Origin of the sequence: Aureliella helgolandensis (assembly GCF_007752135.1) — a bacterium.
Classification (GTDB): domain Bacteria; phylum Planctomycetota; class Planctomycetia; order Pirellulales; family Pirellulaceae; genus Aureliella; species Aureliella helgolandensis.
Genome location: NZ_CP036298.1, coordinates 4184289 through 4206076 on the forward strand (window position 1 = coordinate 4184289; position 21788 = coordinate 4206076).

13 protein-coding genes are annotated in these 21788 nt (G+C 55.3%); 4 read left to right on the forward strand and 9 right to left on the reverse strand.

Features of this window, described 5'->3' with window-relative positions:
• Positions 1–251: 251 nt before the first annotated feature.
• Positions 252–914: an SGNH/GDSL hydrolase family protein gene (locus tag Q31a_RS14890; protein ID WP_145079286.1), complete on the reverse strand. Its 663-nt coding sequence runs from the start codon at positions 912–914 to the stop codon at positions 252–254.
• A gap of 284 nt (positions 915–1198) precedes the next feature.
• On the opposite strand from Q31a_RS14890, the gene Q31a_RS31145 reads away from it, so the two are divergent.
• Complete coding sequence (locus Q31a_RS31145; RefSeq protein WP_261342718.1) at positions 1199–1327, forward strand: hypothetical protein; 129 nt, start codon at positions 1199–1201, stop codon at positions 1325–1327.
• Positions 1328–1451: 124 nt separating this feature from the next.
• On the opposite strand, the gene Q31a_RS14895 is transcribed toward Q31a_RS31145, so the two are convergent.
• From Q31a_RS14895 to Q31a_RS14910, 4 genes are all read right to left on the reverse strand, one after another.
• A complete protein-coding gene (locus tag Q31a_RS14895; protein WP_145079289.1) occupies positions 1452–1961 on the reverse strand; it encodes a hypothetical protein in 510 nt (169 codons plus the stop codon).
• Positions 1962–2738: 777 nt separating this feature from the next.
• The gene (locus Q31a_RS14900; RefSeq protein WP_145079292.1) at positions 2739–4208 is read right to left on the reverse strand and encodes a DUF1501 domain-containing protein; all 1470 of its coding nucleotides are present in this window, start codon (positions 4206–4208) and stop codon (positions 2739–2741) included.
• Positions 4209–4283: 75 nt separating this feature from the next.
• A complete protein-coding gene (locus Q31a_RS14905; protein WP_145079295.1) occupies positions 4284–9425 on the reverse strand; it encodes a DUF1549 domain-containing protein in 5142 nt (1713 codons plus the stop codon).
• Positions 9426–9632: 207 nt separating this feature from the next.
• Positions 9633–10247: a DUF1559 family PulG-like putative transporter gene (locus Q31a_RS14910; RefSeq protein ID WP_145079298.1), complete on the reverse strand. Its 615-nt coding sequence runs from the start codon at positions 10245–10247 to the stop codon at positions 9633–9635.
• Positions 10248–10461: 214 nt separating this feature from the next.
• On the opposite strand from Q31a_RS14910, the gene Q31a_RS14915 reads away from it, so the two are divergent.
• The 3 genes from Q31a_RS14915 (at position 10462) to Q31a_RS14925 (ending at position 15874) form a co-directional block, all read left to right on the forward strand.
• Positions 10462–11283 (forward strand): hypothetical protein, encoded by an 822-nt coding sequence (locus tag Q31a_RS14915; RefSeq protein ID WP_145079301.1) that lies wholly within the window; start codon positions 10462–10464, stop codon positions 11281–11283.
• Between the two features lie 591 nt (positions 11284–11874).
• Positions 11875–12429, forward strand: a complete 555-nt coding sequence (locus Q31a_RS14920; protein WP_145079304.1) for an ECF-type sigma factor — start codon at positions 11875–11877, stop codon at positions 12427–12429.
• Positions 12430–12559: 130 nt separating this feature from the next.
• Entirely contained in the window at positions 12560–15874 is a 3315-nt protein-coding gene (locus Q31a_RS14925; protein ID WP_145079307.1) for a serine/threonine-protein kinase, read from the forward strand.
• 169 nt (positions 15875–16043) lie between these two features.
• On the opposite strand, the gene Q31a_RS14930 is transcribed toward Q31a_RS14925, so the two are convergent.
• From Q31a_RS14930 to Q31a_RS14945, 4 genes are all read right to left on the reverse strand, one after another.
• On the reverse strand, positions 16044–17489 hold the full coding sequence (locus Q31a_RS14930) for a glycoside hydrolase family 130 protein (protein WP_145079311.1): 1446 nt from the start codon (positions 17487–17489) through the stop codon (positions 16044–16046).
• 52 nt (positions 17490–17541) lie between these two features.
• On the reverse strand, positions 17542–19788 hold the full coding sequence (locus Q31a_RS14935; protein WP_145079315.1) for a glycosyltransferase family 4 protein: 2247 nt from the start codon (positions 19786–19788) through the stop codon (positions 17542–17544).
• The gene (locus Q31a_RS14940) at positions 19785–20861 is read right to left on the reverse strand and encodes a glycoside hydrolase family 130 protein (protein ID WP_145079318.1); all 1077 of its coding nucleotides are present in this window, start codon (positions 20859–20861) and stop codon (positions 19785–19787) included. The genes Q31a_RS14935 and Q31a_RS14940 overlap by 4 nt, the downstream gene beginning before the upstream one ends.
• A gap of 154 nt (positions 20862–21015) precedes the next feature.
• Positions 21016–21438 (reverse strand): hypothetical protein, encoded by a 423-nt coding sequence (locus tag Q31a_RS14945; protein ID WP_145079321.1) that lies wholly within the window; start codon positions 21436–21438, stop codon positions 21016–21018.
• Positions 21439–21788 lie beyond the last annotated feature (350 nt).

The window sequence follows — 21788 nt, forward strand, 5'->3', positions numbered from 1 at the left end:
CTGACGCGGCGGGTTACTATTTCAACAGCCCGGTGAGCAAGGAAAGATAACCTCCGCATTAAAATTCAAATTGCGATTAAATCAACAGCCCGTGAGGAATTGCGATCGGAAACGCCCCAAAAGTCGAAGCCGACTTTCGGTGGTTTCCGTCGGGGGATTCGTTGCTGGCGGCGCGTTCAGCGTCACGCCGCGGCGGTCCACCAGGATCGATCCGGTTGATGAGGGAGAGTCGGCTGGCACTCCTTGAAGAGTCAAGGCAGGTGTTTTTGGATCGTTTCCGCTACTTGGCTCGCTTGAGCTTCTTTGCCCTGGGCATTGAAGTGCACGCCGTCATTCGACTGCCAGTCGGGATGGTTTTCAACCAGACCGAAGAGGTCATCCGACGGAATGCTGTGCTGTTTCATGATCTCAGCCGCGATTCGATTGCGATCTTTCACCCTCTCTGCGCGTTTTCCGAACTTCTGCAGATCCGACTTATCTCGGTCGGGTGTGGTCGTGGCCCAGATGAGCTTCGCGTGGGGTGCATGCTTCTTCAAGGCAGCTACGGTATTGGACAGCCCTTCACGGTATTGCTCCTCGTCATAGCCCCAACCGTGAAGACCGTTGTTGAAATGGATGACGTCGAATTTGTACTGTTTTAGCAGTAACTGTAGATCTTCGTTGAAGGTTGGATCGGACACGCATTTCGAGGTGGTCAATCGCGCGCATGCGGCCTTGCCAGACAGCCGTTTCTCGGTCTCAGCGAAATAGCCTCGCACGATGGAATCTCCCACCAACAGAACTCGCGGCAGGTCGTCTTGGTCGGCGTTGGTGACCCAAATGTCGATCCACTCGATGCGTTCGCGAACTGGCTCCGCGGCCGAAACAGATGGAAAACTCATAAGGAGCAGGGCTACGAGATATGGAAGCTTCATGGGTTGGCTCTATCAATGGGCGTGGTGGGAAACTCGGTACTTGCTGATAACTGGTGTACGAGCGAGCGGGCAGGGGGGCGCGTGCTGATTCTTGACGGCCAACAGCGAGGACAAAACGATTGCCAAGCAACCAGCGCGGTGAGATGGGTATTTTAACCGCCAAGTGGTCATGTCGCCCTACCAGCGTGGTAAAATCCGGATGATAGGCCAATCTATCCCAAGATTGACGACCATTTCCCGAATACCAGTAATATGGGGCAATTTTTACTGCAAGGAAACTTCACATGTTTAATTTAGGCATACTCGAATTGATCATTGTCTTGGGCATCGGACTGGTTGGGTTGGCCGTAGTTCTCAGCGTTTGCTGGGGAATCTTTTGCCTGGTCAAACGCGATGCTCCTCGCCAAGAATAGTCGGCTCAAAAGCATTGGCAATTGGGAACCGAGCTTGCCGCGCAGCCACGGCATAGGGTGGGATCGGTCAAGCCTCGGTTTGGACGAGGTGTCTCGCTGCGGGCACTGTTAACAGCGGGCACCGTTATAGGTACATGCCGACAAATCCGCCCGACTCCTCTTCGGCTTGTTGGAGCTTTTCCAACCGCTCGATGGCTTTGGTCAGGTCTCCGGCGCGGATATATCTCTCAAACTCCACCAATACACTCCGTTGCACGGTCTCTGCAAGCCAGTCGACAATCGCCTGATTCAACCAACTGCAAGTTTCCTTCAGAAGCTCGATCTTGAAATCGCAACTAATGGGCTTCAAGTCGGTTTGATCGGTGAGCACCACCCCTTCAAAAGAATACTGCATCATCCCCTGCTGAGGATCATTGGTCAGGTGAAATGTGCAGGTGGCATTGTGAAGATAGTAGCTGTTGAGCGTTCCGTGCTTTTCGATCGCACGCTTTACTCGCAGCATTTTCTCGGCCAATTTTGGAGACGCGTCAATGGGGATGTCGACCCTCGGCACTGTTCGCAGTGGCATGCAGTCGAATACAACCTCAACCCATTGACCAAACTGTTTTTCTTCGAGTTGAATGGGATCGGGCATGGGGATTCCTGAGACGAGGGGTTAAAGCCTCAACATATCGGATTTCCGCGAACCGTCCAAGTACGTTCTAGCTGCTCTGCGAAGCTTACGGACCGTGACGAGTAGCGCACCGGATGGGGAGCACCATCTTCCATCACGTCCGACAACGGTTCGGAAACGTGCACGCGGGCTTGCCGGTATCGCACCCCGCCGCGTGCTGGGCTGTGGAGCGCGTGCTGGGCGATTGAAATCGTAACTCGCTGCATGACGGGCTGTTGAAATAGTAACCCCCGCGTGAGCAAGGCAAGATAACCTCCGCTACAAGGCAATTAAGGATGCTACCTCCGCATTAAAATTCAAATTGCGTTTAAATCAACAGCCCGATGAGCAAGGAAAGGTGTATGCCTTTACAGCCTGGTTAGGCCCCTCGGAACGATGAGTGTCGCCAAGTCGCTCCGCTGATCGACATTTTCCCGATCGAACCGGCGGAGCGTTCCGGCGACTATCCGCCAACAACTGTTTCGACGGTCCTTAGAGGTGCACCATTGCAGTAGACCTGAGAATGCTCTTCAGCCATCGTGCCACAAGCGGGCGGTCGAGTTCACCGACTTCTTCGATGGTAAGTCGGCTGGCGAGTGAACGCCTTTGGGCGACGCATCGCGGCAGGAAACGCACGCATCGTGCAGTCCACCAAGGACGCTGCCTGCACGGAGTGGCGGCAGCTCGTGTTCCACTGGGGGATAAGCCCTCCAGGGCTCAACTCCCAAGTACATTGGGCACGAGATCTCGGGAGACATGCTAACTAAAAATCGCGGTTAGCGCCTCCGCTTTCACAAGCTCTCTCGGTTGGTTTAGATGGTTGTACACGATGGTATCTGGCGCAATACCAAAGGCATGGTAGATGGATGCCAGCAGTTCGATGGGATGTACGGGATCCTCTAGCGGCGCGGAGGCGGTTTTATCGCTCTTGCCGTGGACGTAACCACGTTTGACTCCAGCGCCAGCCACGATTGCGGTATAGCAGTATGGCCAGTGGTCGCGGCCGTCAGCGGAATTGTTGTTGCCGGACGTGGAAACACCGCGCTGCGGCGATCGGCCAAATTCTCCGATGGCCACCACGAGTGTTTCCTCGAGCATGCCGCGTTCATCAAGATCTTCAATGAGAGTGCTCAACCCTGAATCGAGCATCGGAGCAGAGCGATCCTTCATGCGCTCTGTAAGTCCAGAGTGATGGTCCCAGGAATGATTATCGGAATTGGCAACTTTGGGCCAAATCACTTCCACGACACGGGTGCCCGCTTCCACCAGTCGTCTAGCCAGCAAGCAGCTTTGACCGAAAGTGTTTCGTCCATAGCGATCCCGCAATTCCGCCTTTTCACTCGACAGACTAAAGGCATCGCGGGCACGCCCGGAGACGATGAGATTCAGTGCTTGATCGTAATAGCCATCGAGTTCAAAATCCTTGACGGCGTTATTAATTTCGGGCATCTTGGCATTCACCAGATCCCGCAACTTGGCCCGCCGTTCCAGCCGCACCGAAAAAACGTCGGGACGCAATTGGAGGTCATCGATCTTGATGCGTTCCATTTTGGCCATATCCATATCGTCGCCATCGGGATAGAGCGTGTAGGGGTCGAAGGCCTTGCCTAGAAAGCCAGCGGTGCCACCCTTGCCGATAACGTTGCTTTCCTGCAGCGGTCTGGGAAGCATCACGAATGGCAACATCGGTTCACTCGTCGGCTTTAGCCGAATGATGTTCGAGCCAAAGTTGGGGAAGTCCTTAGGAGTTGGTGGCTCCAATTGCCCAGACGGACTCACCTTGTCAGTGGTGTAGCCGGTCATCAATTGATAGATTGCGGCCGTATGGTTGAACAGTCCGTTGGGGGTGTAGCTCATCGATCGGATCATCGAGAAGCGGTCATTGATCTGAGCGAGTTGAGGTAAGTTCTCGGTAAATGCGATACCCGGGATCTTGGTAGAGATGTTCGAAAAGGCGCTTTTGACATTCTCGGGGACATTCTCCTTGGGGTCCCACAAATCTAGGTGACTTGGTCCCCCTTGCAGGTAGACCATGATCACACTCTTGGCCTTGCCCCAGCCTGGTGAGTGGACGACCTGCGCCTCGTTGGCATGCGACTGCAGCTTCAGGATGCTGCCCAAGGTGAGGCCGAGTAAACCAGACCCTCCGACACGCATTACGTCGCGGCGCGAGACCTGCAGATGGGGATCGCATAAATCCTTACCGGGACTACCTTGAATTCGGAACATACTCGACTCTCCTTGGTGAGGTCTGTAACTTATGCTGGAGGCTAATGATGCAACCGAGACGCGTTGAACGGGAATCTAGTGATTGAAGAGAAAAGCGGGGCTATTGATTAAGGCCCAACTAAGATCTTGAGCGAGTGTCAGACGGCGATGAGTCAACTGTTCGCGACTCGTCTCCACGTCGGCTCTTAGCTGAACGAGCTTAGGATCCTCGGCCGTTTCTACCCGCAACTTCTCCGCCTTGCCGCGCAGGGCGACCAATTGCGAATCCTCGGGGACGACGCGTTGCGCGTCTGCCAAGTTTTTCCGCAGTTTGGCTCCCTCAGCGTCGCTCTTCTCGAGGTAGCTGAAGAGCGCGGGCAAGTTTTCAGCAGTTCTCAAACTGGCGTCTAACGCTTGCCCGGCAGCAAACTCCTCGGGCAGGCCCAAGGGAATCTCGCCATCATCGGTCGTTACGGATAGTCGGAAATGGGCTAGCCGGTGGTGCGCTGCGTTATGGTACTGATGGATCACGAAGGTGAGCTCGACGCCCCCCTCATAATCGATGGGGGACTGGGTCTGGAAGACTGCCCAGTGGCCAACTCCGCCGTTGGGCGAAACGGCCCAGCCGCCTTGATCCTCTTTCTGTCCATCGAAAGCAGCTTCTGGCGAGAATCCGTTTTGAGAGAAATCGGCTTTTCCGCTCGCCAGTTGAACCTTGCTTTCTACTGCCGGATCGCTCAGCGACTTAGCGGAGAGCTCGATCTCCGTAACCACAAAATTTCCATTGGGGGGCAACCCCGGTCCTCCGCCAGGAATTCCCTCAACCGGCAACGCTTCCAAGCGGAAACCACGAATGCTACGCAAGGGTGTCTTGAACGTGAGGGTGTACGTCCCTTTGTCGGTCTTTCCGCTGGCGACAATCGAGCGGTCGGCTTGAGGTACTAAGGTGGCACCGTTGGATGCTGCCAGCGAGCTGGCAGAAAGAGGGTACCAGTTGGGATGAACCGAATTGTTCTCAAGATATGTTTCAACGCGTTGGGTTGCCTTCGTTCCATAGTCAGCCAAGGCCTCTTCCACGGAGGCGATGCGCTCCAACCGTTCCCGTTCGAGTTGGGCGCGCTGCTCAGCGATGGCCGCTGTGCGATCGACGATGGCTTTCTCCGTGACCGCCAAGGCCTCCAATCGCTCTGCTTCGAGCCTGGCGCGCTCCCCCTCCCACCAATGTTCTTTCTCGGACAGATGCTCCGTCATCTGCTGATGGTCCGTAGCAATGTCCTCTGCCGCCTTGAGTACGGTGGCAACCTCTTCATCACTTGCTTCGCGACAGAGAATGCGCAAGTAGATCTCTCGCACCATTTCGTCTTCCGTCAATTCGGTAGCGGCCATTTTGGGCAGTGCGCACAGCGGGTCGCTGATCGCCTTGCCAATCGTTGGTCCGCTAACCAACGCCATGATGGGACCGAGTTGCAAATCGTCGGATCGCTCGCACTCGCAGGCGCTCTCGCGGACAGGCCGTCCTAAGTTGTTCAGGAACCCGTCCTCCAGTTGCACCGCGACGTCCGGAAGCGACGCCGCCCGTGTTCCGGGTTCAACTCCCGGAATGGAAGAGACTGCGCCGGTAACGCGATAGACCGTGTCGTACAACACCTCGGCAGGCAAACGCCGTGCCTTTGCGTGTGAATAGTTGATGGAATCCCCAGCGTTCCAAGCATGCGTCGCAATGGAGAGTTGGTAAGTGCGAGAATTGCATATCAAACGAATGATGTGTTCAACGTCGAAATCGCTGTCGACGAATTCCCGCGTCAGGTGCTCCAGAAGCTCCGGATTGGTCGGCGGATTGCCGGCTCGAATGTCGTCGAGTGGAGTGATCAATCCCGTACCGGTCATGTAACCCCACAAGCGATTGACAAAACTGGCGGCAAAGTAGCGGTTGTCTGGAGAGGTAATCCAAGCAGCCAAACGATCGCGGCGACTGGCATCCTGGTCGCATTCGAATTCGCAGTCGTAGGGGAATGCCGGTGCCACTTCCTTTCCAGTTCGGATATGCAACATTTGACCTTGGGGATCTTCAACCACTTCTTCATACAGCGGTTTGGCGCCATCGATGGCCGATCCGCCCAGCTTCTTCCCCTCGCTGGCAGGATCTTCTTTTAGTGCCGTCTGAGCAAAAAAGGCGGCCATCTCGTAGTACTGATCTTGGGTCCACCGTTCAAAGGGATGGTCGTGACACTTGTTGCAATTGAAACGCACCGCCAAGAATAGGTGGGTGGTATTCTCCATGATCATGTCGGGATCACGCAAAATTTTGTAGTACGACGCCGGTGGATTCTCCTTATTGGATCCTGAGGCGGTCAGGATTTCGCGGGCAAATTCGTCGTAGGGTTGATTGGTATCAATGGAATGCCGAATCCAATCTCGGAAGGCTTTGGCTCCATCGGAACCGATGAATTTTGAATTGACTTGCAGCAAATCGGCCCACTTGTTCGTCCAGTGGTCGACGTAGTCGGGACTTCCAATCAGAGAATCAATCAAATCGCGACGCTTCGTGCGGCTTGGACGCGGATCGGAGAGGAAGGCTTTTAGCGTTTCACCGGTGGGGGGTAATCCCACCAAGTCCAAGTAGACACGCCGCAGAAACACATGGTCTTCACAGACTTCCGAAGGTAGCAGTTTCATGCGTTCCCACTTTGTCGCGACCAATTCGTCGATACGATTGTATCCCGCCTGTGGCTGCCACTCGAAACCGCTGCGATCCCCCATGACTGTTACGGTGGCAGCCGCGTAGGTTCCTTCGTAACGCGCTAGAATGGGAGCTTCACCTCGTCGAATTCCTTGGACGCGTCCTCCTTGGAAACTCTTACAAACCTCGCTGTTGCCCGATTCGATAAATGCCTCTTGCGTGACATCGCGAGTTGTTCCATCTGGATAGTGTGCTACCACGCGGAATTGCTGCCACGAGCCTTCGCGCTCGATGACGGGATTGTTCGGATAAAGTTCGATCTTGGCGACTTTGGCGGAATCGCGATTCAAACTAGCACCCTGAGCAATCCAGTCGCGAAAGGTGGAATAGTAAACGCTGTCTTCGGTATACAGGACGCCACCCTCGTGGGGAACCTTGCCAAGCGGCTTGAGCAACATCAGACTCGCATCGGGTTCAGCGGTGTTCAAGCGACGGGAAACTAGATCGTCGCTCAGGGCTCGAAGATCCTCGAGTGGGTCATAGCCACGCAACGATAACTTGAAACCATTCTTCCCCTTTTGGCCTCCATGGCAGGTGCCTGAATTGCACCCCAATCTCGAAATGAGTGGATTTACATCTCGGATGAAATCGGTGGCTGCAAGTTCAGTCACGGCGGTCGCGTCAAACGGAACTTGAATTGATTGCGAGCCCCATTGGATCGTCAGTGGCAACGGTTCAGAAGGGCACGGCATTTTCGCGGTCGGTTCGAGTCGGACGACTCCCAGTGGAGATAGCGTCACTGCTGCGTGAGGACTCGTCAGCGTCGCTAAGCGTGTGACGTCGCAGCGTTGCCCAGACTCATAGATTGCCGTGACCACTAACTGCACGGAGTCACGAACACTTGCCAATTCAATTTGAGTGGGAGACACCAGTAGTTCCACGATCGCGTCGTCTGGTAAGCCAGCTCTCTCTTCAGTCTCCTTGGGCAGTGAGCTTGGTTCGGGAGGCAATCCGGTTGTGGCCGCCAAGTGCGAGGAGCTGCTTACGGAATCTGCGTGTTCGGCATTCAAGGGGAATGGACATGTGTCCCAAAGTCGCTCCCCACTGGGCACCGCCAGGACGTGCAATTGTCCGCCGTTTCCTCCTAGGACGATGCGATCTCCCGACGGAGAAAAGGCAATGCGATACAGACTTTCCCCGGCGAGCTCCAATTCAAACACCGGCGTTGAAATTTGATTGGTATATTCATCGATCAGTTTCTTCTGCTCTGGCGTGCGCTGGGTAACGCGTTGCGACATCGCCTCTTTGACATCCTCGGGCAATTCACCATCGAAATCGTAGGGGTAGACATGTAGCCAGCTGGTACCATCCAGCGTACTGACGGCTGCCAGGTACTTGCCGTTGGGAGAGATCTCAGCACTAAAAATACGCCCTTGCATCGCCGGGTATTGGCGAATCAGGTTGGCATCGTCGCCAATGCGTCGTTCTGTTTCTCGGAAAACTCGGTAGACCTTCGGGATGCCGTCGGCGCCACCCACGAACACTTCGGTACGCTCTGGGTGCATGGACAAAGAGTAGATTCCCCCGCGCAGCGCGCCGGGCGTAATGGAGGTAATATTGTCGACAAACCTCTCCGTCTCCACTTCGGTCAGCTTGACGGTCATGTCGCGTCCGGCGGAAAGCAAGTGCTTGCCGTCGGGGGTGAACTCGCAAGCGGAGATCCAGTCATCGTGAGCCCCCTGATGGAGACGTTGCATGCCGGTTTGAGCGTCAATTGCACGCACCGTATTGTCGGTGCATCCAAATGCAATCAAAGAACCGTCTGGCGAGAAAGCTCCTCCATACACCGTGTCGTATCCGACTTGGTGGCTGAGTAGAAGTTCGCCAGACGCCACCTCCCACAGCTGCACCTCCCCAAGTTCCCCTGGAATTCCACCGGTCACGGCCAATTTGGTGGAGTCTGGAGAAAAATCAAGAGACTCGATACGTTCGCTCAATCCGATAAGACGTTGCTGAATCGCCAAGGTATCGGCATTCAGTAGCAACACTTCCTGAAAACCGCTCACGGCGATCCACTGCCCATCCTTGGAATAGGCGAGCGCGGAGATGAGCGGAGCTCGGGTATACTCCGGAGGGGAATCTGCGGTGTACTTCGGACCTTGGTCAGGCTGGTCGCTGACCGCTCCCTCGGCGATCCACTGCGCGATAAGCTCAATGTCTGCGGCATTGAGAGGGGCCTGATCCTTCGGCATGTCCGCTTCCCCGTCGACCGGGGTGATCTGTCGAAGCAAATGGCTTTGATCCGGCGCTCCAGGCACGATTGCTTGTTCACCGCTTTCGCCGACCCCGAGCAGATGCTCGAACTGCGTCATTTCGAATCCGCCGAGTGATTTCGCCGGTTGGTGGCAGCCTTGGCAGTGGTTGCGGAAAATCGGCTCGATTTGTCGCTGATAACTGATCTTCGCACCAGATTCCGCAGCTTGCGAAACGCGCCCGATGGAAAAACCAACAACGCAGAAGGTGGCCATAAGCAACTTGAGCCAAAGATGAACCGTCATGCGGATACCACAATCGAAGGGGAGGATGGAGTGTTGTTCTGTAGGACGGATTGCGAGGCAGGACACGGACGGGCACCAACGCAAGAACCAGCAGGGTAGGGCGGCCTTCAGCAGCAATGGCCTAGCGTAAGGCGGGGCGATACCATTTAGAGTAGCAGACGACGATGGGCAATTGCAAGTAACTCTTCAACTTTGGAGTCGATGTGCTCAGTGTTGCTTGACCCCGTTGAGCATGAACCCCACTCCTTGCTGAAAACCGCTGGAGAAGAAGAAACCATCCGCATGGGGGCCCTTGCGCTGGATGAAAGCCTCGTAACGGAATTCGGGCCCGTTTAACCAGTGCGCTTGCAGTTCAACTGGAAAATCGAATACGTAGTAGGACTTGCGGCCACGCGTGGGAACGAATGCGTAATGGGCATTCGTCTGTTCGGCGTTGTTCCACTCGTCCAGACTGGTCCGACGTGGGCAGCGGAAGATGGCTGGAGGCCGCCGAAACGCCTCGGGGACCGCCGCCAGAGTACGCCCTACAGGGAGCTTTTCGAACCGGTTCCTCTGCTCGAGGAAGGGGAGGATCTCTACGGTCCAACCACTTACCTGATCAGCTACCGGCTCCGCGGGTAGTTTTTTGTGAGTTTCGGCGAAATTGGCGATTGCCATGTTCAACTGGTGCAGGTTGTTCTTGCAAACCGCTTCGCGCGCCCGCTCACGCACCACTTGCACAGCAGGCAAAAGCATCCCCAACATCAAACCGATAATAGCCAGCACCACCATCAATTCAACTAAGCTCACACCTCGGCGAATTGCATTGGGCGGATTCTGCATGCGGATCGGCTTTCAAGGGTTCGATTTCTACTGAAGACTGCCTGTGGCAGCAAGCGGCAGCGTCGATCTCGGAGTCAGTCATCGTCCGACTTGCAAACGGCACACCTGCGGCGACAGATGTAGAATACCATGAAAACTCGGGAAGCAGCGGTGAAAGCCCCCGCGCTTCGCAGCTGGAAATCACGCAATCCACAGCAGAATGGAATTACACGCAATGGACTGGTATGAATGGCAACATTGGTTCGCGGCAATGGAATGGTCGCGATTGATCCCAGAGCTGGTCGGCAAAGCACTCGGATTTAGTCTGGGGTTCATCGTAAGTTGGTACTTTCTGTTTCGCAAACGCATTCGCGAATTGCAACGCTTTCAACAGGGAGATACCGATGACGTCCTGTTCCAAGCTCACTACCTGCTTCCGGTTGCTCCGTCCCAAGTGCAATTGGTTTTCAGGAACGTGACGACCAAACTGACCGTCAATCAACTTTACGACAACCCGGCCGCGCGCGAGTTGCTGAGGGGGCTGACCGAGCAAACCACATTGAACGATCCCCTGCTGCCAACGCGTGGTACCTTGGGCTTCGAATTGCTAAACGATGCTGCTGGATACGCAGCCGGCGCGTTGGCAACGTCTCCCCATCCGAAAGAGATCTGGCTGTTCTGCATGACCTGCGAAGATCGCTTGGCGGTTCGCCGCCGTTGTATTCGCTGTTTTCTGATCCGCCAGCCCGACTTGGAGCAGTTCGAGGATTGGCAGTGGGTGCGGAAGCAGGTGCGAGTCGAGAAGCCCTGGCATTGGTTCCGCTTGGTGGCCCTGCATCGCATGGCCAGAGTGTGGCAGGAGGAGCGCAGCCGCTTTGCCCGCATCGAGTCGGACCAAGCCTTGCCCCTGGTGGATGATCATTTTGAACATCGACGTATTGTATTGCTCTCCGTGGGCCTGCCGACCAGCGAATTGCCAGTAGCACTCCCATTTGCCGTAGATTGGAGTCAGCATGCAGCCGTGCTCCAAGATTGGAAGGTCAAACTTGAGTCCTAGGGCCTGTTCTTCCATCCTCGCTGAGGGATTCACCATTGCCAGACTTGCGGCGTGCTAAGGGAGGGGAATTCCACGCTTTCCGCCTGGAACGGAGGTATCGTCAGGCTGTACCATGCTGCAGAAGACGCCCTGGCGGGTACTGAGGCGTGACTGTTGTGGGGGATTTGCAGAGGATTCATGCATCAAACGGAGTTTAATCTGGAAATTGGCGCACTTGCTGCCTGTCCCGCGAGCGCCTCGGTTGGGAGTAAGTACAGTGAACATTAAGATAAGACCATGTTGTTAGGCTCCCTTAATCTGTGTTGTTGGCTACCCTCAGCAAGAAGTGGGGGAGAGTAATGAGTGTTTGGTGCCTGTCCGAGGCTCTCAACCCCCAAAAAAGGTCTCAGTTCTAGGTAATGTGCGGCTACCAACAACCTCGCAAATTTAGCACGGTAGATCATTGGTAGGGTTTGGGGGCGGCAAGATGTTCGAGGCAGACGCTCGCATTGGTTTGGCAAGGTCTGAGTGGTATCGGCTTTAATTGCTCGATGGCATGGCCATAGCAGTGATGGTGCATCTCGGCGGCTCGTGGTAAGGAAGACTTAGGCAATGAACGAAGTGACTCAGTGGTTGCGTGAAGCGCACGGAGGAAGCCTCGTTGCTGGAGAGCATCTGTTGCAGACCGTTTACACGGAACTGCGCACCTTGGCAAGTTTTCATTTCAACAAGGAGCGAACGGACCACAGTCTGCAGCCCACGGCATTGGTGAATGAAGCCTACCTGCGGTTGGTCACGGATGGAAAGCTGCAGAAGTTCGAAAATCGGGGGCATTTCTTTTCGGCTGCAGCTGAGGCCATGCGACGAATCTTGGTAGACTCCGCCCGCGCTCGACAATGCCTTAAGCGGGGTGGCGAACTGCGTAGGATTGACTTGGGGGATCTAATGGCCGATGACCAATGTACGGACGACCTTTTGCTCGATTTGGAAGCGGGATTGTGCCAACTTAAAGAAGTCGATGCCGATTCTGCCGAATTGATCAAGCTGCGGCTCTTCGCCGGCCTATCGGTGGCGGAGGCGGGCGACGTCATGGGGCTGTCCCGCACAGCCGCCTATCGAACTTGGGAATTCGCCAGATCTTGGTTCGGCGTCTATCTGCGGGAGTGAGCATACGGCTTGGGCTCCTGTAGAAAGGGAAGGGAGCAGTGGCTGGGACGCAACAGCGCTGTTTTACGCATAGGATTGTCAGCGGTACACTCCGAGTCCGCCTTAGCTGCGACCGGCTTGAGGAGCAAACATGAATCTAGAATCATCGCGTCCCCCGACGGTGAAAGAGCTGTTCCTGGCTCTCCTGGACGTAAAGGACCACGCCGAGCGCGCGCAGATCATGAAGGAAAGCGGTTGTGATGACACGACCAAGGCGGAGGTTCAAAAGCTCTTAACGGCGCATGGCTCCGACGCTCCCAATTTGCTCGACGAAGCCGTTGCGCGCTTCGGGCCCTCTGATGAGCCAACCCTGGTGGAAAGCCGAGCGGAACTACTTCCGGGCGACGTTGTCGGCAGCTTTAAGATCCTCAAGCCAATTGGCGAAGGTGGGATGGGAACAGTCTACGCAGCGGAGCAAACCGAGCCGGTGAGACGCTTGGTGGCCTTGAAGATTATTCGAGCGGCCATTGCGACCAACGATGTTATCGCCCGCTTTCAAGGGGAGCGGCAAGCGATCGCGTTGATGGACCACCCCCATATCGCCAAGGTTCTGGAAGTCGGCACGACGAATGCAAGACAGCCGTACTTGGCGATGGAACTCGTCGAAGGTCTATCGATCACGAAGTATGCGGACGCGCATCGCTTGACCACCGACGAGCGTCTGAGGTTGTTCGAAAAGGTCTGCATGGCAGTCCGCCACGCGCATCGGAAAGGCATTATTCATCGAGATCTGAAGCCCTCCAACATCCTCGTGGCGCACGTTGACGATGCCCCCGTCCCAAAGATCATCGACTTTGGCTTGGCGAAAGCCGTCGATCAACCCCTCACGGACTCTACCATGTACACCGGTTTTTCCCGCATGCTGGGCACACCGATGTACATGAGCCCCGAACAAGCAGAGTTGGGGGGAGTTGATGTCGATACTCGCTGCGATATCTATTCGCTGGGAGTCATTCTGTATGAATTGTTGACGGGAGTGCCTCCGTTCGATCGAGAGCGTTTCAAGAACATCAGCTTTGACGAAATCCGACGAATTGTGCGCGAAGTCGAACCACGCCGACCGAGCAGCACGCTGAGCGGACCGGTTAGCTCCCACATTTGCAAAAATCGCTCGATGGAACACAGCAAGTTGCGGGCGACGCTCCGTGGAGAACTCGACTGGATCGTGCTGACGGCCATGGAAAAGGACCGTGAGCGCCGTTACGACTCGGCCGGAGAACTGGCGGACGACATCCGTCGATTCCTAAACAGTGAAACGATCGCCGCGTGTCCGCCCTCGACCTACTATCGAATGCGGAAGTACGCCTGGCGAAATCGCTGGCCGCTGGTTGTCGTTTGCACAATCTTCGCCGCGTTGGTAGCCACCAGCTCAATTTCGATGTGGCAGGTGTGGAGTGTACGACGAGCCAATATTGCGATTGCCAGCAGAGAGCAGCGGGCCAATGAATTGCTGGAAGCCATGCGCTTTAAAGAAGCGGTTTCCGCATACCGCCAGGGTGACTTAGCTACTCTATCCAATCGTACCGATCGGTGGTCTCAGGAGCAGGCAGCTAGAAGTGATGCCTCTCAGGCTAAAACAGCGAACTTCATGAGCCTGCTAAATTCAGCTACGGAAATATCTCCCATCAGCGGACTTCAACACACGGCATTGATCCATGATGTGGCGATCTCGGCGGATCAGCACAACGCGGTCTGTGTGGATGAGCAAGGGGATGTCTACCTCTGGAATCTTGACGATTCCGCAGCGGACGGTTTTAAGCTGGGGTCGCACGAGGAACCGGCACACGCCGTCGCTGTTTCGCCGGATGGTCTGCGAGCCGTGACGGGGAGCCATACGGGCCAGCTAGCGTTTTGGGACCTTGAGAAGAGAACGTTGGTGCAAAAGATCCAACCGCTCGAGACCGGCGTGGAGACAATTCGCTATTCACCCGACGGTCTCTACGTGGCAGCAGGGGCGCGATACAGCGGAGTTTGGGTGGGCAATAGTGAGGGCCAAAAACGATTTGAGGTGGAGAATGATCATCGGCACGAAGCGCTCCTGTTCTCGCCCGATGCCTCAGAGCTGCTCGTCCCAACCCGCGAAGGAATTGACGTTTGGAATCTTGAATCTCGCAGCCGCACGCGGACGTTACGTTCCAGCCCCCTGTCTAACGTGAGGGCCATGTGCTTGGCGGGACGCAATCAACGGTGGCTAGTGGTCGGCGAGCGCTACTCAGAGACGTTAGTTTTGTTGGATCGCGAGACGGGTAAGTTCTCGGGTGCGATACTCGCTGGTCGGCATCCCCGCTCGCTGGTTGCGTCTCCGGATGGCCTGTGGCTTGCCGCCAGCTATGCGAATGGTCGCATCCAACTCATTCAGTTGTCTGATCGCAATGATGACACGGTGACCGGTGAAGTCCGTTACCAGTTCCAGGCGCACCGCGGTGCCGACGAGGCACGCTTGCCGCTGGTTTGGCTGGAATCACGCTTCGAATTTGTATCCGCAGGCGTCGACGGCAAGATTCAACGCTGGAATCGGGCTCGCATTCCCCCCACGCAGGAGCTCCAACCGCCTGCCCCACTATCGGGCCTGCTTCTCCAAAGCGATCGTCCCCAACCCTACTTCTACTATTTCAACCATCTGCGCTCGCGAATCGCTCAACTCAGCCAAGAGAATAGCGAACTCTACTTTCCCGAAGGACTGGTGACCAATACGGTACAAAATGGTCGGCTTGCGATACGCGATCCGGTCAACGTTTGCATCTTTGAGCTTGCGACTGGAAAGAGTCTGGCGTCCATTGAAACATCACGCAACTTGGATTGGTCGTTGGCTTTATCGCGCGACGGCAACGCGGTGATCGGCGGTGACAGGAGTGGCTTTATCGTATGGGCTACTCACGATTCCTGGAGCAACTTCGAGCTGGTCGGTTCTGTAGAACTCGTCCAGGAATTCCCCCCTCAACTGGCTGGCGGCCACCGTACCGCAATCGCGCACGATGCGGAAGCAGGTGCGTTGGTCGAAATCGATCTCGCGTCTGGCGAGCGCGAAACACTCCATCCTCTGCAGGCGGTGGACGCGACCTCAATCTGTTTGAGCCATGATGAGACACTGGTAGCGATTGCTGGCTACCAGGGGATCCGCGTGATCGATCGACACACCAAGCAGACTAAGCTGCACATAGAAACGGTGTTTGGGCCCAGGATTCTTCAGTTCTTCCCTGACGACAAAGTCTTGTTATCGGTCGACAACGATGGCAGTGTCCGAGCCTGGCATATCCCTACCGGCGAGTCCTTGGGAGCTTTGTATTCTCCCTCAACTCCACTTGGCATGCCCACTTCATTGCAGATTACTGCAGACGGCAGACGGGCTGCCGTCTGCTACAACGGTCCCACGACACGCATCCCAGTCATCCTGGGCCGCCCTTAGTGCGTTGGCACAGCTTGCGTGGGAGAATGTTGGGGAAGCTATTCCCCCAACTCAACGCCCGAGCTGACTTGCGGTGTGACGCATACTTCGCGCCGGCCGGATCCCCAGTCAATCGCTCTACCGCCATCCCTTGTTGAGATCACGTGCAGAGCTACCAAGCATGACTTTTTCAAGTCATTGCTGCTACTAGTTCGTCCAACGCAATCGTGGCGAATGTGGTTGCGTAGTCGGACATGGCGTAGGGAATGACGAGGTGGTCGTTGTGGACGATGGCTCCACAGGTATAGACAACGTTGGGCACATAGCCTTCGCGTTCTATCTCATTGGGAGTGATCAATGGTACCTGCAGCCGAGCGATGGTCCTTGACGGATCTTCTAAGTCGAGCAGCATTGCACCAATACAGTACTTGCGCATTGGTCCCACTCCATGCGTTAGGACGAGCCAGCCATCCTTCGTTTCAATGGGCGATCCGCAATTTCCCATTTGGACGTATTCCCAGGGACTATTCGGCTTGATAATCAGCTGCTTGGAATACCAAAAGTAGAGCATGTCGGAGTACATCAGATAGAGGTGTTCTCCATCCTGCCGACCAAGCATGACGTAGTGTCCGTTGATCTTCCGTGGAAAAAGTGCCATTCCTTTGTTCGAGACGGCTGGGCCATTCAGCGTGTGCATTTTGAACCGTAGGAAATCGGGGGTTTCCAATAGCTGCGGTAGGACCATCTTTCCGTCGTACGCGCTGTAGGTTGCATAGTAGGTCGAACTGCCATCGCTTTCTTGAAATTGGACAAACCTCGCGTCCTCGATCCCATTGGTCTCCGTGGGACTGAACGGGAAAATGACGCGCTCGGACAATTCATGATCTGGCGTGTAGAGAATTTCGTAGTTGGACTTCGCCAACGTCACCACCTGCTCAACGAGGGGCGCCAATTCAGCATGCCGCGAGCGCTGCTCACGTAGAGAAAGCTTCAACATCTTCTCGAGTTGCTCGAGGGTGAAAGCTTGGTCGAGTGCCGACAGGACTTTGAAGATGAAGGGAGTCCCCAGGCCGAGTTCAACTAACTTGCGACGGAAGAGATCGTTTTCATAGCGAGTGTCTGGCACAAAGGAGGGAGTCGTCACAAAGCGAACGGGTTCGTCGACCTTGATTTTCAGGTCGTGTGTGATCGTACCGGAGCGGAATACGATCGATGAAATATGCCCCTCTCCCACCGCCCTGAGGCTCATGGCAAAGCGTCGGGAGCCCTTGGCAAGATTTGATTGATCGGGATGCCAAACCAGCGAAGGGTTGAATAGAGCTGCTGACTCGAGTGCGTATTCTTGAGTGAAGTAGGCACCCAACAGCAAACGCCGATTCTTGCTCGGCGGAATATCGGTGAGTAGATGATGCCGAATCTTTTGAAATCGGCGTTCGAAGAATGCTTGCGGATCCTGGTGCCGCCCATGAAACTCAACTAGCACTTGCCCCAGTAGAGCATCCACATCAGATTCCGTGAGTGCCGAAACTCGAGCGATCACGCGCAAAATGCGATCGTCTGTCGGCAGATCGAAAGGCCGCAAGACGACTCGCTGCTTATTAGGGGAAAGCACGAGTCCAGTTCGATTGACTTGCATGAGCGGCAATTTGCTTTAAGCGTTATGAATGGGTTACAGGGGTGTGCGAAGTCTAATGGAGTGTGGCCAGTTGCTGCATTTCGGCGAGTGAAAGCAGAAAGGCAAGAGTTGATTCGGCCCCCTGATTTTCGTTGACTTGGCTGGCCATGAGGCCGTCGTAGCAACCACCCGTCGAAGCATCGTATAGCGGCTTGCCAAGATCGTTCCGACCAAGAAACCAATCGAAGGCTAAGTGAGCTTGTTCGCACCACAGCGTGTCGCGCGTGGCTGCATAGGCCTCGATGCACGCGCTGACCATCGAGTGTGCTTCGATGGCTTGCTGATCATAGATCGCCGTTACTCCATTCTCGCGACTGAACCCGTTGGATCCGATCGGGCGAAAGCGTCCCTCGGGCGATCGCTGCTTTTCACACAACCAACGCAGCGAGTTTAATCCGATATCGGTCGCTACCGCATCATCCGCAAAACGCCCGCGAGCAATCAAGGCTTGGGAGAGTTTCGCATTGTTGTAGGACGCAATGTTTTCAAACCAAGGCCAATCCGCAGTAGCAGTCGACTCATACAGGTCGATCAACTTCTTTGCCAATCGCTCACTCATTAGGCTTGTCTCGCGATCACCTCCGTAGCGTCGTAAGTATTCATGGATGCCCAAGATGGCCAACGCCCAGGTGCGAGGCGATGTGGTTTGCTCGCAGGCCGGTAATGCTCGATGAAACAGCTCGCGAGCCCATGCCGCTAAGCCCACGCGCCGAGACCTGCCGATGCAGGTTCCCAATGCCCAGAGAGAACGCCCTTGCGAGTCATCGGATCCATCTGTTTCGAGCCAGCGTCGATCAAAACTCATGAAATTTAGGAATCTGCCGGTGTCTCGATTGAAGGCTAGGTTTAGGAAAGCGGCATAGCGTGAGGCAAGCATATGCACTTCTGGGGAGTCTTTGCCCAGTTCCTCAAGCAGCACGGTGAGAATCAGTGCTCGCGCGTTGTCATCCGTACAGTAGCCATGCGCGTGGTCTGGAATCGAATAGATTGCATGTTGCACGATCCCCGTCGAATCACTCATGTGTTGCAGATGTTCGAGATGCATCTGAGGCAGTGCCAAAGGATGCTCGTCGAGCGTGCGAACCGCCAATCGCTTGCGCTGCGTGCTCTGCTCCTCCAACGCTTGCTCAAACGACCTCACGTATTGCTGGGATACATGATTCCAGGTCATACTGCGGCCCATCGCGTAGGCTTGCTCCCGCATTGCAATTCTGCGTGGGGCATCCTCCAACAATCCGATGACTTCTGTCGCGATTGCCTTCGGGTCAGAGAAGGGGACTAGCACCCCTCGGCCCTCCGCCAACAATTCTTCCGCATGCCAGTAGGGGGTGGAGATGACGGCCTGGCCGCAACCGAAGGCATAGGCCAACGTACCGGAGACCGCTTGCTGAACATTCAAATATGGCGTGATGTAGAGATCTGCGGCACCAATAAACTCGGTTAATTCTGTGAGCTCAACGAATCGATTGTAAAAGCTAACATGCTTGGTGATCTTCAACTCTTTCGCCATGCGTTCCAAACCGATCCGGTAGCGTTCGCCCTGCTCACGAATCAGACTCGGATGCGTTGCTCCCAGGATCAGATAGATGAAGTCTGGGAACCGTGCGACAATCTCGGGGATTGCTTGCAAGACGTGTTCGATGCCTTTGCCGGGCGATAACAATCCAAACGTAAGTGCCACGGAGCGGCCCGAAACATCGAACTGCTCTTTCAGGGCAACCTGGTCAAGCACGGGTTGTTCCGGTATACCATGCGGGATCAGGTCAATCTGGCTAGACGGCGCCCCGTAGGTTTCCATGAGTGTTCGGCGGCATCTCTCGGTCATCACCACCAATCGGGTTGAGAGCTGGATCAACTGCAGCATCACGGCCCGTTGAGCGGAGCTTGGCGCCGAAAGAACGGTATGCAACGTTGTTACCGTTGGCATGCGAAGATCACGCATAAGCGTCAAAATGTGACTACCACAGGGACCGCCAAAGATGCCGAATTCGTGTTGCAGTGAAACCACATCGACGTTGTTGAAATTGAGAAAATCGGCTGCAGCACGATAGTCCTCGAGTTCCTGCTCAACGACTTGAAATCGAACTTCGCTGTCATAGGCGTACCCCCCGACAACATCGTCCATTGGGACGACAATGCAATCCGCTCCGGATGCTTTCGCAATTCCAGCTCTTAGATCGTGAGTGAAGGTGGCGATGCCGCACTTACGAGGTACGTAGTCGCCGACGAACGCGATGTTGAGGTGTGCTTTGGCTGTCATCGTCCCGGGACTCCCTGGATGGTCATAGATTGCAAAATGGCGTCTTTCGAAAATTCTGCCATCCCAACACAGCTGTCGGCAGCACCGTAGTACACCGCCAAAGTGTCGCCCTGGTCGAGCAAAGCTGTCGGGAAGACGACGTTGGGAACGAAGCCGTGCGTTTCGAAAGATGCGGTGGGGGCCATCGTTGGCGACATCGAACGGGCGAGGATCTGCGCTGGGTTGTGTCGATCCAGCAATAGTGCACCCGCCGTGTAGCAGCCGACTTGGCCTTTGACTCGGGATGTTTCGCTCCCATGAAACAACATCAGCCAACCTTCATCGATCAAGATGGGAGGCGTTCCAGCCCCCACACGGTCTCGCTCCCAAGATTGACGTCCACCGAGGAGTTGTGCGTGACGTCCCCAGTGAAGGAGGTCTGGCGATTGTGCGGTCCAAATCGATGGCGGACTGAAATGGGAATGGGGATTGGGACGATGCAACGCCAAGTAGCCGCCATCAATCTTTTGCGGAAACAGGACCACATCCTTGTTCTCGCAAGGAAAAATAATGCCGTGACGTTTGAAGTTGACCAAATCGATCGAGGACAGAAGGGCCGTCACCGCACCGAGTTCCGAGACGGCAACGTAGGTGATCCAAAAGGTGCCATCGATGTTGGTAATGCGAGGGTCTTCCAGCCCAAAGCATTCGAAATCAGCCTCGGGTAAGATCCCACCTGCCGCTCTCCAACCGTTGGGGGCCTTGATGGATTGTCGAAAAACTCGCAAATGCGATATGGAAGTGAGCCTTAAATTGCCACTCGGCTTTGTCGCGACGACGCGCGCGTCGACCGGCTGGACATCTTCATCTTCAAACCAATCGACGGTAACGTCACCGGTGGATTGCCAGCGGGGAAGTGCGACCCGTCCTGACGATGTTGGGACAGGACGTTCCGCTACACGTACCAGCATCACCACCTCGTCGTCCATCACCGCGACTGCTGGATTGAAGACACCGACGACTTCCCATTCCTCATGAGACGGCGCGATGTCTGACGGCCGTAGCAACAACGACTCCCGTAGTCTTAAAGTCATGTGGCAGCATTTCTCGCTTCCCTGCAATTGGCGACCGTTGGGAGCGGTTCGGTGCAGCACATTTCTAATAGGAATAGGAAATCGTATGCTTGCTCGGGGCTATCCATCTCGGAGCGGTAGACTTTCGGCGAATACTGCTTGGAGAAGTACCCGCTCATTCAGATGCTCCGGGACTCAACAATCCCGCAAGCGCGTGCACATGGTACAATCCTGAGGGCTCATCCAGAGTGAGGTGATAGGATACCTGCACCGAAGTCGTTTTGAGGTCGATCGATTCGATGATCGCCTGATAGGTGGCGGCTTCGAGATCCGCTTGAGTGGGGCTGGCTGCATCGATCACCATTAGATGCAACCTGGCTGCATCGCCGTCCAACTGGGTTTGTAGAAAGCCTTTAACCAGTGGGTATGGCGTGGGCACCATTGAGCTCTGATGCAGGAAGGCATCGTATTTAGTTTTGTCGGAAAAGGCGTAGATAGCGGTGACTTCCACTCCTGCCCTTTCAACAACCTTCGGTCCGATTGGACTACGATTATGCATCAGAAGATAACGCGGCGTACTCGTAAAACCCTCCATCATTTTTGCCTCCTTGGCAAAACAGACATCGATCGAGCAGGATCCGTCGAAGGCTGTATTCGTACAGAGCCGGTTCAAATTGCGAAGAGCAGCAGTTCGCTGAAACGCAGAGAAACGGGCGGGGTATCCGCCACAGAAATTCGAGGGAGGAACTCTTTGCTGCTGCGTCAAACCGAAGACTCGCCCTGTATGGGATCTTGGACGCGTCCGTTCCTTGAGCCTCTGGCCTTCATTCTACTGCGGACTTCAGTCCACACAAGACCAACGGCGTCCCTACAGCCCCCCCAAACCGACGCCGAACGGCTTCAGCTGGGCGAAGCGCTGTGGAGTTCTGGTCTGTCACTTCGAAGGGA

Excerpts from the sequence above, each read along its gene's own strand:
- Q31a_RS14890 (WP_145079286.1), bottom strand. The coding sequence starts at position 914 with ATGAAGCTTCCATATCTCGTAGCCCTGCTCCTTATGAGTTTTCCATCT.
- Q31a_RS31145 (WP_261342718.1), top strand. The coding sequence starts at position 1,199 with ATGTTTAATTTAGGCATACTCGAATTGATCATTGTCTTGGGCATCGGA.
- Q31a_RS14895 (WP_145079289.1), bottom strand. The coding sequence starts at position 1,961 with ATGCCCGATCCCATTCAACTCGAAGAAAAACAGTTTGGTCAATGGGTT.
- Q31a_RS14900 (WP_145079292.1), bottom strand. The coding sequence starts at position 4,208 with ATGTTCCGAATTCAAGGTAGTCCCGGTAAGGATTTATGCGATCCCCAT.
- Q31a_RS14905 (WP_145079295.1), bottom strand. The coding sequence starts at position 9,425 with ATGACGGTTCATCTTTGGCTCAAGTTGCTTATGGCCACCTTCTGCGTT.
- Q31a_RS14910 (WP_145079298.1), bottom strand. The coding sequence starts at position 10,247 with ATGCAGAATCCGCCCAATGCAATTCGCCGAGGTGTGAGCTTAGTTGAA.
- Q31a_RS14915 (WP_145079301.1), top strand. The coding sequence starts at position 10,462 with ATGGACTGGTATGAATGGCAACATTGGTTCGCGGCAATGGAATGGTCG.
- Q31a_RS14920 (WP_145079304.1), top strand. The coding sequence starts at position 11,875 with ATGAACGAAGTGACTCAGTGGTTGCGTGAAGCGCACGGAGGAAGCCTC.
- Q31a_RS14925 (WP_145079307.1), top strand. The coding sequence starts at position 12,560 with ATGAATCTAGAATCATCGCGTCCCCCGACGGTGAAAGAGCTGTTCCTG.
- Q31a_RS14930 (WP_145079311.1), bottom strand. The coding sequence starts at position 17,489 with ATGCAAGTCAATCGAACTGGACTCGTGCTTTCCCCTAATAAGCAGCGA.
- Q31a_RS14935 (WP_145079315.1), bottom strand. The coding sequence starts at position 19,788 with ATGACAGCCAAAGCACACCTCAACATCGCGTTCGTCGGCGACTACGTA.
- Q31a_RS14940 (WP_145079318.1), bottom strand. The coding sequence starts at position 20,861 with ATGACTTTAAGACTACGGGAGTCGTTGTTGCTACGGCCGTCAGACATC.
- Q31a_RS14945 (WP_145079321.1), bottom strand. The coding sequence starts at position 21,438 with ATGATGGAGGGTTTTACGAGTACGCCGCGTTATCTTCTGATGCATAAT.